The organism is Pseudomonas sp. FP1154, assembly GCF_030687245.1.
GTDB lineage: Bacteria > Pseudomonadota > Gammaproteobacteria > Pseudomonadales > Pseudomonadaceae > Aquipseudomonas > Aquipseudomonas rhizophila.
This window is the reverse complement of the sequence record NZ_CP117465.1, coordinates 2,412,400-2,424,296: the sequence shown is the minus strand read 5'-3', so window position 1 is coordinate 2,424,296 and position 11,897 is coordinate 2,412,400. Positions and strand designations below refer to the sequence as shown.

General features: G+C 61.6%; 11 protein-coding genes. 9 read left to right on the top strand and 2 right to left on the bottom strand.

Going from position 1 to position 11,897, the window contains the following annotated elements; all coding sequences use genetic code 11:
- The first annotated feature begins 25 nt into the window (after nt 1-25).
- The 4 genes from PSH91_RS11110 (at nt 26) to PSH91_RS11095 (ending at nt 3,940) form a co-directional block, all read left to right on the top strand.
- Nucleotides 26-1,003, top strand: coding sequence for a TRAP transporter substrate-binding protein (locus tag PSH91_RS11110; protein ID WP_047227599.1), 978 nt, complete (start codon nt 26-28; stop codon nt 1,001-1,003).
- Between the two features lie 73 nt (nt 1,004-1,076).
- Nucleotides 1,077-1,604, top strand: coding sequence for a TRAP transporter small permease (locus PSH91_RS11105; protein ID WP_047227600.1), 528 nt, complete (start codon nt 1,077-1,079; stop codon nt 1,602-1,604).
- Nucleotides 1,604-2,884, top strand: a complete 1,281-nt coding sequence (locus tag PSH91_RS11100) for a TRAP transporter large permease (protein ID WP_047227601.1) — start codon at nt 1,604-1,606, stop codon at nt 2,882-2,884. The genes PSH91_RS11105 and PSH91_RS11100 overlap by 1 nt, the downstream gene beginning before the upstream one ends.
- Nucleotides 2,885-3,070: 186 nt before the next feature.
- A complete protein-coding gene (locus PSH91_RS11095) occupies nt 3,071-3,940 on the top strand; it encodes an aldose 1-epimerase (protein ID WP_305468193.1) in 870 nt (289 codons plus the stop codon).
- Between the two features lie 37 nt (nt 3,941-3,977).
- Here the strand turns inward: PSH91_RS11095 and bkdR are convergent, their stop codons facing one another.
- Nucleotides 3,978-4,466: a Bkd operon transcriptional regulator BkdR gene (bkdR, locus tag PSH91_RS11090; RefSeq protein WP_047227603.1), complete on the bottom strand. Its 489-nt coding sequence runs from the start codon at nt 4,464-4,466 to the stop codon at nt 3,978-3,980.
- Nucleotides 4,467-4,658: 192 nt separating this feature from the next.
- Here bkdR and PSH91_RS11085 point away from each other — a divergent pair, with 192 nt between their 5' ends.
- The 5 genes from PSH91_RS11085 to PSH91_RS11065 all read left to right on the top strand — a co-directional run bounded on the left by PSH91_RS11085 (nt 4,659) and on the right by PSH91_RS11065 (nt 10,882).
- On the top strand, nt 4,659-5,894 hold the full coding sequence (locus tag PSH91_RS11085; protein ID WP_107322737.1) for a 3-methyl-2-oxobutanoate dehydrogenase (2-methylpropanoyl-transferring) subunit alpha: 1,236 nt from the start codon (nt 4,659-4,661) through the stop codon (nt 5,892-5,894).
- A 1-nt stretch (nt 5,895) separates the two neighbouring features.
- Nucleotides 5,896-6,954, top strand: a complete 1,059-nt coding sequence (locus PSH91_RS11080; RefSeq protein ID WP_047227605.1) for an alpha-ketoacid dehydrogenase subunit beta — start codon at nt 5,896-5,898, stop codon at nt 6,952-6,954.
- Nucleotides 6,955-8,217, top strand: coding sequence for a dihydrolipoamide acetyltransferase family protein (locus tag PSH91_RS11075; protein WP_107322738.1), 1,263 nt, complete (start codon nt 6,955-6,957; stop codon nt 8,215-8,217).
- An 18-nt stretch (nt 8,218-8,235) separates the two neighbouring features.
- Nucleotides 8,236-9,618 (top strand): dihydrolipoyl dehydrogenase, encoded by a 1,383-nt coding sequence (gene lpdA, locus PSH91_RS11070; protein ID WP_076385298.1) that lies wholly within the window; start codon nt 8,236-8,238, stop codon nt 9,616-9,618.
- 244 nt (nt 9,619-9,862) lie between these two features.
- Nucleotides 9,863-10,882: a branched-chain amino acid aminotransferase gene (locus PSH91_RS11065; RefSeq protein WP_047227608.1), complete on the top strand. Its 1,020-nt coding sequence runs from the start codon at nt 9,863-9,865 to the stop codon at nt 10,880-10,882.
- 54 nt (nt 10,883-10,936) lie between these two features.
- Here PSH91_RS11065 and PSH91_RS11060 read toward each other — a convergent pair whose 3' ends face one another.
- A complete protein-coding gene (locus PSH91_RS11060) occupies nt 10,937-11,866 on the bottom strand; it encodes a DMT family transporter (RefSeq protein WP_305468191.1) in 930 nt (309 codons plus the stop codon).
- Nucleotides 11,867-11,897: the final 31 nt, after the last annotated feature.

Genomic DNA, 11,897 nt, shown 5'->3' with positions numbered 1-11,897 from the left:
AAAACAACAACACTGGAGATTGACCATGAATTTCAAACGCACGCTTCTGATCGCAGCCCTCCCCCTGGCCTTCCTTGCGCAAGCGGCACAGGCTCTTGAGATCAAGTTTGCCGATATCCATCCTGATGGCTATCCAACCGTGGAAGCGGAAAAAATCCTTGGCAAGACGCTGGTCGAGGAAAGCAAAGGCCAAAAAGACCCGTTCACCTTCAAGATGTATTCCGGCGGTGTGTTGGGCTCGGAAAAAGAAGTCATCGAGCAGCTTCAGGTCGGTGCCGTCCAGATGGCCCGCGTCAGCCTGGGCATCGTTGGGCCGGTGGTGCCGGACGTAAACGTCTTCAACATGCCATTCGTGTTCCGTGACCAGGCGCACATGCGCAAGATCATCGACGGTGAAATCGGCCAGGAAATCCTCGACAAGATCACCAACTCCGAATTCAACCTGGTGGCCCTGGCCTGGATGGACGGCGGTACTCGCAACCTCTACACCAAGAAACCCGTGCACAAGCCCGAAGACATGCATGGCATGAAAATTCGTGTCATGGGCAACCCGATGTTCATCGAGACCCTCAACGCCATGGGCGGTAACGGGATTGCCATGGACACCGGTGAAATCTTCAGTGCTCTGCAGACCGGCGTGATCGACGGTGCGGAAAACAACCCGCCGACCATGCTCGAGCACAACCACTACCAGAACGCCAAGTACTACAGTTTGACCGGCCACCTGATCCTGCCGGAGCCGGTGGTGATGTCCAAGTTCACCTGGGAAAAACTCACCCCCGAGCAGCAAGCCCTGGTGAAAAAAGCGGCCAAGCAATCCCAGCTGGACGAGCGCGAATTGTGGGACAAGAAGACTGCCGCCAGTGAAGAGAAACTCAAGGCCGCGGGCGTTGAGTTCATCACCGTCGACAAGAAACCCTTCTATGACGCCACCGCACCGATCCGGGCCAAATACGGTGCACCGTACGCCGACCTGATCAAGCGTATCGAAGCCGTTCAGTAACACCTCTTAATCTGTACTTGAAAAGGCCAGGTGCGCCCGATGTCACGGGCGCGCCCGGTTACGGTGGAACCCGATGAAGAATTTGCTGCTGCGCATCAACGACAAGATTTACATGACTTGCATCTGGGTCGCCGGCCTCTCTGTCCTGGCAATTGCTCTGATGATTCCTTGGGGCGTGTTCGCCCGCTACGTGCTGGGTACCGGCTCAAGCTGGCCGGAGCCCACCGCGATTTTGCTGATGATCGTGTTCACGTTCATTGGCGCCGCCGCCAGTTACCGCGCCGGTGCGCACATGGCCGTGGACATGCTCACCAACCGCCTGCCCCCTCACTTGAAAACCGCGGCATCGGTGTTTTCCCAGCTGCTGATGGCGGTGATCTGCATCTTCATGATCAGCGGCGGCACCAAACTCTGCCTGTCCACCTGGAACCAGTACATGAGCGCCCTGCCCACACTGCGGGTCGGCATCACGTACATGCCCATACCGGTCGGTGGTTTTCTGACCCTGATTTTTGTCCTGGAAAAACTCTTGCTCGGTGATCAGAGCAAGCGCCGGGTCGTGCAGTTCGACCTGGTCGAAGAAAGTGAAGGTGCCGCTTAATGGACGCTCTGATTCTGCTGGGCAGTTTTTTCCTGTTAATCCTGATCGGCATGCCGGTCGCCTACGCCCTGGGTGCCGCTGCGCTGATCGGCGCGTGGTGGATCGATATTCCGTTCCAGGCCGTGATGATCCAGGTCGCGGGCGGGGTGAATAAATTTTCGTTGCTGGCCATTCCGTTCTTCGTCCTGGCCGGTGCAATCATGGCCGAGGGTGGTATGTCTCGCCGGCTGGTGGCCTTCGCCGGTGTGCTGGTGGGTTTCGTGCGCGGCGGTCTGTCACTGGTCAACCTCATGGCCTCGACGTTCTTCGGTGCCATTTCCGGATCCTCAGTGGCCGACACCGCCTCGGTGGGTTCGGTACTGATCCCGGAGATGGAACGCCGCGGCTACCCGCGGGAGTTCTCCACCGCAGTGACCGTCAGTGGTTCGGTACAAGCCCTGCTGACCCCGCCCAGCCATAACGCGGTGCTGTACTCCCTGGCAGCCGGCGGTACGGTTTCCATCGGTGCGCTGTTCATGGCCGGCATCGTGCCGGGCCTGCTGATGAACGCCTGCCTGATGGTGTTGTGCCTGATCTTCGCGAAGAAGCGCAACTACCCCAAGGGCGAAGTGATTCCCCTCAAGCAGGCGCTGAAAATCTGCCGGGAAGCCATGTGGGGCATGATGACCATGTTCATCATCCTCGGCGGCATCCTCTCGGGTGTTTTCACCGCCACCGAATCGGCCGCTATCGCTGTGCTCTGGGCATTCTTCGTGACCATGTGCATTTACCGCGACTACAAGTGGAGTGAGTTGCCGAAACTGATGCATCGCACGGTGCGTACCATCTCGATCGTGATGATCCTGATCGGCTTCGCCGCCAGCTTCGGCTACATCATGACGCTGATGCAGATCCCGGCGAAAATCACCACCCTGTTCCTGACTATCTCCGACAACCGCTACGTGATCCTGATGTGCATCAACGCGATGCTGCTGGTCCTGGGTACGGTGATGGACATGGCGCCGCTGATCCTGATCCTGACACCGATCCTGATGCCGGTGATCATGGGCATCGGCGTGGACCCGGTGCAGTTCGGCATGATCATGCTGGTGAACCTGGGTATCGGGCTCATTACACCGCCGGTGGGAGCAGTGCTGTTCGTCGGCTCCGCCATTGGCAAGGTCAGTATCGAAAGCACCGTCAAGGCCCTGCTGCCGTTCTACGGCGTGCTGTTTCTGGTGTTGCTGGCCGTGACCTACATTCCGGCGATCTCGCTGTGGTTGCCGCGTCTGGTGCTGTAAGAAACAACAACCATCCCCTTGTGGGAGCAAGGCTTGCCCGCGATGAAGATGACGCAGTCTCCCAGGAAACCGAGGAGCCTGCATCGCGAGCAAGCTTTGCTCCCACAAGTCCTCGCCACAGGGTTCGCACACAAAAATCCGGTTTTCCCCACAACCGTTTTTTCAACCTTGCTAAACAAGGTCACCATGACGCCTCCCCTTCTCCACCTCGAAGACGAACTGACCCGCCTCACCCTGGCCCCGCACCTGGGCGCCAGTCTCGTTGAATGGACATTGCGCAGCACTGGTGCTCCCCTGTTACGCCCGCCCGCGCCGCAAGCGCTGGAAAACGGCCTGCCGGGCAAACTCGGCTGCTTCCCGCTGATCCCATGGTCGAACCGGATCGCCCAGGGCGGTTTCGATTGCCCCGGCGGCTGGCTCGGTCTGGACGCCAACAGCCCCAACGACCCGTTCCCGATCCATGGCAGCGCCTGGCAACAACCGTGGCAAGTGATAGAGCAAAGCGCCCAGAAAGCCTTGTTGCAGCTCGACAGCCAACATCCATTCGCCTATTGCGCCAGCCTGCGGATCCGCTTGAGCGGCGGTCAGTTACAGATCGCGATGCACGTCACCCACCTGGCCGAACAGGCCGCGTGGCACGGGCTGGGTTTACACCCATACTTCCCGCGCACTGCTGGCACACGCCTGCAAACCCGTGCGACCGAAGTCTGGATGTGCGATGAGAAAAAACTGCCAACCACATTGGGCAGCGTTCCTCGAATCTGGGACTTCCAACAACCCCGCTTGCTGCCGGACACACTGGTGGACAACGGCTTTGGCGGCTGGGACGGGCATTGCCTGATCCAGCAACCGGACCTGGGTTATGAGCTGGAATGCCGAGCCAGCGGCAGCGAATACTTCTTGCTGTACTGTCCCGTGGGCCTGGATTTCTTTTGCGTCGAACCGGTCAGCCATCCGGTCAATGCCCACCACCTGCCAGGGCGGCCAGGGTTGCGCTTGCTGGAGCAAGGGCAGTCAGTGACGCTGGGGTTTTCGATGCAGTGTCGACTCCTGTAACCCCTCCAGACAGGTTTCTCTCCCGCTCGGCTGGGCGTCAGGTCCCCAAGGTCAAACCGTTGGCCGGCAAAGGCAGCGCCGTTTTATATCGAACCTGCTTGAGCGCAAAGCTCGAACGGATATTCGCCACCCCCGGGACCTTGGTCAGAAAGTCCATCATGAACCGCTCCAGCGACTGGATCGACGGCACCAGCACGCGGATCAGGTAATCCGGGTCGCCTGCCATCAGGTAGCACTCCATCACCTCCGGTCGGTCGGAGATCGCCTCTTCGAAGTGCTGCAACGCCTCCTCCACTTGTTTTTCCAGACTCACGTGGATGAACACGTTGACATGCAGGCCCAGCAGATCGGCATCCAGCAGCGTGACTTGCTCGCGTATCACCCCCAGCTCCTCCATGGCCCGGACCCGGTTGAAGCAAGGCGTGGGCGATAGATTGACCGACCGGGCAAGCTCGGCGTTGGTGATGCGGGCGTTTTCCTGAAGGCTGTTCAGAATGCCGATGTCGGTGCGATCCAATTTACGCATGAGACAAATAATCCTGTTTTTTATCGTTGTGCAGATTTTTTATCTGCAAATGATCTGAACAGCAACCCAACAGAGAAAAATATTCTTCTGCGTCGAGCCTATGATTGTTGTAGGACAATTTTCCTTACCCGGGAAAGTTCGTCAGCTAGCGCGCCCACTACAAGAAATTCACAAGATCGAGCGTAGAAAGCCATGAACCCAGCGTATGAACCGCTACGCCTGCACGTCCCCGAACCCTCGGGCCGTCCCGGCTGCCAGACCGACTTCTCCTACCTGCATCTGAGCGATGCCGGCACGGTGCGCAAACCCTCCATCGACGTTGAACCGTCCGACACGGCCGACCTGGCCCGCGGGCTGATTCGCGTGCTCGATGACCAGGGCAATGCCCACGGCCCATGGGCCGAAGACGTGCCTCTCGAGATCCTGCGCAAAGGCATGCGCGCCATGCTCAAGACGCGCATCTACGACAACCGCATGGTGGTCGCCCAGCGCCAGAAAAAAATGTCGTTCTACATGCAGAGCCTCGGCGAGGAAGCCATCGGCAGCGGCCAGGCCCTGGCGCTGAACATCGATGACATGTGCTTCCCCACCTATCGCCAGCAAAGCATCCTGATGGCCCGCGAGGTGCCGTTGGTGGGCATGATCTGCCAACTGCTGTCCAACGAGCGCGATCCGCTCAAGGGCCGGCAGTTGCCGATCATGTACTCGGTCAAGGACGCCGGTTTTTTCACCATCTCCGGCAACCTCGCCACGCAATTCATCCAGGGCGTGGGCTGGGGCATGGCCTCGGCGATCAAGGGCGACACCAAGATCGCCTCGGCCTGGATCGGTGACGGCGCCACCGCCGAATCGGACTTTCACACCGCCCTGACCTTCGCCCACGTCTACCGGGCGCCAGTGATCCTCAACGTGGTCAACAACCAGTGGGCGATCTCCACCTTCCAGGCCATTGCCGGCGGTGAAGCCACCACCTTCGCCGGACGCGGCGTCGGCTGCGGCATCGCTTCGCTGCGGGTGGATGGCAACGACTTCATGGCGGTCTACGCCGCTTCGCGCTGGGCCGCCGAACGCGCCCGCCGCAACCTCGGCCCGGCGCTGATCGAATGGGTGACCTACCGCGCCGGCCCGCATTCCACTTCCGATGATCCGTCCAAATACCGTCCCGCCGACGACTGGAGCCACTTCCCGCTGGGCGACCCGATTGCGCGCCTCAAGCAGCATCTGGTGAAAATCGGCCACTGGTCCGAAGAGGAACATGCCGCCGTCAGCGCCGAACTCGAAGCCGAGGTGATCGCCGCGCAGAAGGAAGCCGAGCAGTACGGCACCCTTGCTGGCGGGCAGATCCCAAGCGCCGCGACCATGTTCGAAGACGTCTACAAAGAGATGCCGGAGCACTTGAAGCGCCAGCGTCAGGAGTTGGGGATCTGACATGAACGATCACAACAACAATATCCAGCTGGACACCGCCATGACCACTACCACCATGACCATGATCCAGGCCCTGCGCTCGGCCATGGACGTGATGCTCGAGCGCGACGACAACGTCGTGGTGTTCGGCCAGGACGTGGGCTACTTCGGCGGCGTGTTCCGCTGCACCGAAGGCCTGCAGAATAAATACGGCACCTCGCGGGTGTTCGACGCGCCGATTTCCGAGAGCGGTATCGTCGGCGTGGCCGTGGGCATGGGCGCCTACGGGTTGCGGCCGGTGGCCGAGATCCAGTTCGCCGACTACGTCTACCCGGCCTCGGACCAGATCATTTCCGAAGCGGCGCGCCTGCGCTATCGCTCGGCCGGCGAGTTCACCGCGCCGATGACCCTGCGCATGCCCTGCGGCGGCGGCATCTATGGCGGCCAGACCCACAGCCAGAGCATCGAAGCGATGTTCACCCAGGTTTGCGGCTTGCGCACCGTCATGCCGTCGAACCCTTACGACGCCAAAGGCCTGCTGATCGCCTCCATCGAAAACGATGACCCGGTGATTTTCCTCGAACCCAAGCGCCTGTATAACGGCCCGTTCGACGGCCACCACGACCGCCCGGTAACCCCATGGTCGAAACATCCGTCGGCGCAGGTGCCGGACGGCTACTACACAGTGCCGCTGGATGTCGCCGCCATCACCCGCCCGGGCAAGGACGTGACCATCCTCACCTACGGCACCACGGTGTATGTGTCCCAGGCCGCCGCCGAAGAAACCGGCATCGACGCCGAAGTCATCGACCTGCGCAGCCTCTGGCCGCTGGACCTTGAGACCATCGTCAAATCCGTGAAAAAAACTGGCCGCTGTGTGGTCGTCCACGAAGCCACCCGCACCTGCGGTTTCGGCGCCGAGCTGGTGTCGTTGGTGCAAGAACACTGCTTCCACCACCTGGAAGCGCCCATCGAGCGTGTCACCGGTTGGGACACCCCCTACCCGCACGCGCAGGAATGGGCGTATTTCCCAGGGCCGTCCCGTGTGGGCGCGGCGTTGAAACGGGTCATGGAGGTCTGAATGGGCACGCACGTTATCAAGATGCCGGACATTGGCGAAGGCATCGCCGAAGTTGAACTGTCGGTGTGGCACGTCAAGGTTGGCGACATGGTGGTCGAAGACCAGGTGCTGGCCGATGTCATGACCGACAAGGCGATGGTGGACATTCCCTCGCCAGTACACGGTCGGGTGATCGCCCTGGGTGGCGAGCCCGGCGAAGTCATGGCGGTGGGCAGCGAACTGATCCGCATTGAAGTCGAAGGTGCCGGCAACCTCAAGGAGTCGGCGCAACCCGCCGTCGCGGCGCCAGCGCCGAAACCCGCGCCGGTGGCAACGCCTGAGCCGACGATAGAACAACCCGCTGCTGCGCCACGCCCCGCGCCGCAAGCGCCGGTGGCCCGCGATCCGGACGAGCGGCCGCTGGCCTCCCCGGCCGTGCGCAAACATGCGCTGGACCTGGGCATTCAGTTGCGTCTGGTCCAGGGCAGTGGCCCGGCCGGGCGTATCCTGCATGAAGACCTCGAGGCCTATCTGGCTCAGGGTCCAGCGACCCAGGCCAAAGGCAGCTCGGGTTATGCCGAACGCCACGACGAACAGCAGATCCCGGTGATCGGCATGCGCCGCAAGATCGCCCAGCGCATGCAGGAAGCGACCCAGCGCGCCGCGCATTTCAGCTACGTTGAGGAAATCGACGTCACTGCCCTGGAAGAACTGCGGGTGCATTTGAATGAAAAGCACGGTGCCCATCGCGGCAAGCTGACCTTGCTGCCATTCCTGGTCCGCGCCTTGGTCGTAGCCTTGCGGGACTTCCCGCAAATGAACGCCCGTTATGACGACGAGGCCCAGGTCATCCACCGTTCGGGCGCTGTGCATGTCGGCGTCGCCACCCAGAGCGATGTGGGCCTGATGGTGCCGGTGGTGCGTCACGCCGAAGCCCGTAGCTTGTGGGACAGCGCGGCAGAAATCTCGCGTCTGGCAACGGCGGCCCGCAATGGCAAAGCCAGCCGCGATGAGCTGTCCGGCTCGACCATCACCCTGACCAGCCTCGGTGCGTTGGGCGGCATCGTCAGCACCCCAGTGCTGAACCTGCCGGAAGTGGCGATCGTCGGCGTGAACAAGATTGTCGAACGGCCCATGGTGATCAAAGGCCAGATCGTGATCCGCAAGATGATGAACCTCTCCAGTTCCTTCGATCACCGAGTGGTCGACGGCATGGACGCGGCGCAATTCATCCAGGCCCTGCGCGGCCTGCTCGAACAGCCCGCCACGCTGTTTGTGGACTAATCATCAATGGAGCAGGCCATGCAAACTTTGAACACCACGCTGCTGATCATCGGCGGCGGCCCCGGCGGCTATGTGGCGGCGATTCGCGCCGGCCAGTTGGGCATCCCGACCATTCTGGTGGAAGGCCAGGCGTTGGGCGGAACTTGCCTGAACATCGGCTGCATCCCGTCCAAGGCGTTGATTCACGTCGCCGAGCAGTTCCATCAGACACGGCACCACAGCCAGGGCTCGGCCCTGGGTATCACGGTGTCGGCGCCAAGCCTGGACATCGGCAAGAGCGTGGAATGGAAGGACGGCATCGTCGATCGGCTGACCACCGGCGTCGCGACCCTGCTGAAAAAGCACAAGGTCCAGGTCATTCACGGCTGGGCCAACGTCGTCGATGGCAAAACCGTTGACGTCGGCGACACGCGCATCCAGTGCGAACACCTGCTGCTGGCCACCGGATCGAAAAGCGTCGAGCTGCCGATGCTGCCGATTGGCGGGCCGATCATTTCCTCCACCGAAGCCCTCGCCCCGACCTCGGTGCCCAAGCACCTGGTGGTGGTGGGCGGTGGCTACATCGGCCTGGAGCTGGGCATCGCCTACCGCAAGCTCGGCGCCGAGGTCAGCGTGGTCGAGGCCCAGGAGCGGATTCTGCCGGCCTACGACGGCGAACTGACCCAACCGGTGCACGAGGCGCTCAAGCAGTTGGGCGTGATGCTGTACCTCAAGCACAGCGTCGAAGGTTTCGATGCCCAGGCCAGCACGTTGCAAGTGCGCGATCCCGCTGGCGAGACGCTGAACCTGGAGACCGACCGGGTGCTGGTGGCCGTTGGTCGCAAACCTAACACCCAGGGCTGGAACCTCGAAGCGTTGGACTTGGCGATGAACGGTTCGGCGGTGAAAATCGACAACCGTTGCCAGACCAGCATGCGCAATGTCTGGGCCATCGGCGACCTGAGCGGCGAACCGATGCTCGCCCACCGGGCCATGGCCCAGGGCGAAATGGTTGCCGAGCTGATAGCGGGTCAGCATCGCGAGTTCAACCCGACGGCCATCGCAGCGGTGTGCTTCACCGATCCGGAACTGGTGGTGGTCGGCAAAACGCCGGACGAGGCCAAAGCCGCCGGGCTCGACTGCATCGTTTCCAGCTTCCCGTTCGCCGCCAATGGCCGGGCCATGACCCTGGAATCGAAAAGTGGCTTCGTGCGGGTCGTGGCACGGCGGGACAATCACCTGATCGTCGGTTGGCAAGCGGTTGGCGTTGGTGTGTCGGAGCTGTCCACCGCGTTCGGCCAGTCCCTGGAAATGGGCGCTCGCCTGGAAGACATCGCCGGCACCATCCACGCCCACCCGACGCTGGGCGAGGCGGTGCAGGAAGCGGCGTTGCGAGCGTTGGGGCATGCGTTGCATCTGTAACAGTTGTGGGTGAATAACCTTGTGGCGAGGGGATTTATCCCCGCTGGGTTGCGCAGCAACCCCAAAACCTGTCACCGCCGGGCGTCAGATATCTGAGCTAATGGGGCTGCTTCGCAGCCCAGCGGGGATAAATCCCCTCGCCACAGGCTGCGAAACAGCCCCGGAATGAAGTATTGTTGTCCCCATCCAAAAAACGTCAGAAGCCTTGAACCGTTTCGACGGTTGTTAAGAAATAGAGGGTGTCATGGGTAACGAGAGCATCAATTGGGACAAACTGGGCTTTGACTACATCAAGACCGACAAGCGCTACCTGTCGCACTGGCGCGATGGCGCCTGGGACGCCGGCACCCTGACCGACGACAACGTGCTGCACATCAGCGAGGGCTCCACCGCGCTGCACTACGGTCAGCAGTGTTTCGAAGGCCTGAAGGCCTATCGCTGCAAGGACGGTTCGATCAACCTGTTCCGCCCTGACCAGAACGCCGCCCGCATGCAGCGCAGCTGCGCGCGCCTGCTGATGCCGCAAGTCGAGACCGAGCAGTTCGTCGAAGCCTGCAAGCAAGTGGTCCGCGCCAACGAGCGCTTCATCCCGCCTTATGGCACTGGCGGCGCGTTGTACCTGCGCCCGTTCGTGATCGGCGTGGGTGACAACATCGGCGTGCGCACCGCACCCGAGTTCATCTTCTCGATCTTCTGCATCCCGGTCGGCGCCTACTTCAAGGGCGGCCTGACCCCGCACAACTTCCTGATCTCCAGCTACGACCGTGCCGCCCCACAAGGCACTGGCGCGGCCAAGGTCGGTGGCAACTACGCCGCCAGCCTGATGCCCGGCTCCCAGGCTAAAAAGGCCAGTTTCGCCGACTGCATCTACCTGGACCCGATGACCCATTCGAAAATCGAGGAAGTCGGCTCGGCGAACTTCTTCGGCATCACCCATGACAACAAATTCGTCACCCCCAAATCCCCTTCGGTCCTGCCGGGCATCACCCGCCTGTCGCTGATCGAACTGGCCAAATCGCGCCTGGGCCTGGAAGTGATCGAAGGCGACGTGTTCATCGACAAACTGTCGGACTTCAAGGAAGCCGGCGCCTGCGGTACCGCTGCGGTCATCACTCCGATTGGCGGCATCAGCTACAAGGACAAGCTGCACGTGTTCCACAGCGAAACCGAAGTCGGCCCGATCACCCAGAAGCTCTACAAAGAGCTGACCGGCGTGCAGACCGGCGACGTGGAAGCGCCGGCTGGCTGGATCGTCAAGGTCTAAGCAGCGCTCATGTGGCGAGGGAGCTTGCTCCCTCGCCACATGGGTTTGTCTCCCTTACTCCCGCCGCAAAACCAGCCATCGCCCCCAACGCTGGCGAAACCATCCGTAACCGCTGACCAGCAGAATCCCACTCAATACCAAAGCCGCACCGACGATGAAGTTCGGCTCCAGCGGTTCATCCAATAACCAGACACCAAAACCGATGCCAAACAGCGGCGTCATGAACGACAGCACCCCCAACTGCGAAGCCAGGTAGCGGCGCAGCAGGGAAAACCAGATCAGAAAACTGGCGAAAGACACCAGCAACACTTGAAAGGCCAGGCTGGCCAGCAGTTGCGGTGTGGGGGTGATCGACGTTTGCCCCAGCACCACCGACATCCCTACCAGCAGCACCCCGGCGCCGACCAATTGGTACAGCAACGTCTGGCTGGCGGGCAGGTTCGTCAAGCGTGAACAACGCACCGTCACCGTCGTAGCCCCCCAGAGCGCACCGGCCAGCAGCCCCATGCCATCACCCAGTAACGAACTGCCGTTCGCCGCCCCCGTCCCTCCGCTGAACGCCACAACAATACCGCCGAATGCCACGGCGATACCCAGCCATTGCAGAGGTTTTAGACGTTCGCTCGGCAGTTTCCAGTGCAGGCCCAGAGCGGCGAACATCGGCGCGGTGTAGAGGAAAATCACCATGTGCGAAGCCGTCGTATGGCGCAGGCCTTCGCCCACCATCACGAACTCCAAGGCAAACAACAGCCCCACCAACAGACCGGGACGCCAACTGCCATCGGCCAGGGACAGGCGTTCACCGCGCGCCAGCACCAACAGCCAGACCAGTACCGCAGCGATGGCCGAGCGCACGCCCAGTTGCAGCATCGGCGCCATGTCGGCGGCGCTGGCCTTGATCGCGACTTGCTGGAAACCCCAGATGGCACAGAGGCCCGTCATCAGGGCACTGACCTGGCCATCCAGGGCGCGGCGGGTGGTCATGGGAAAGGTCCTTGGGCAGAAATGGATGAAA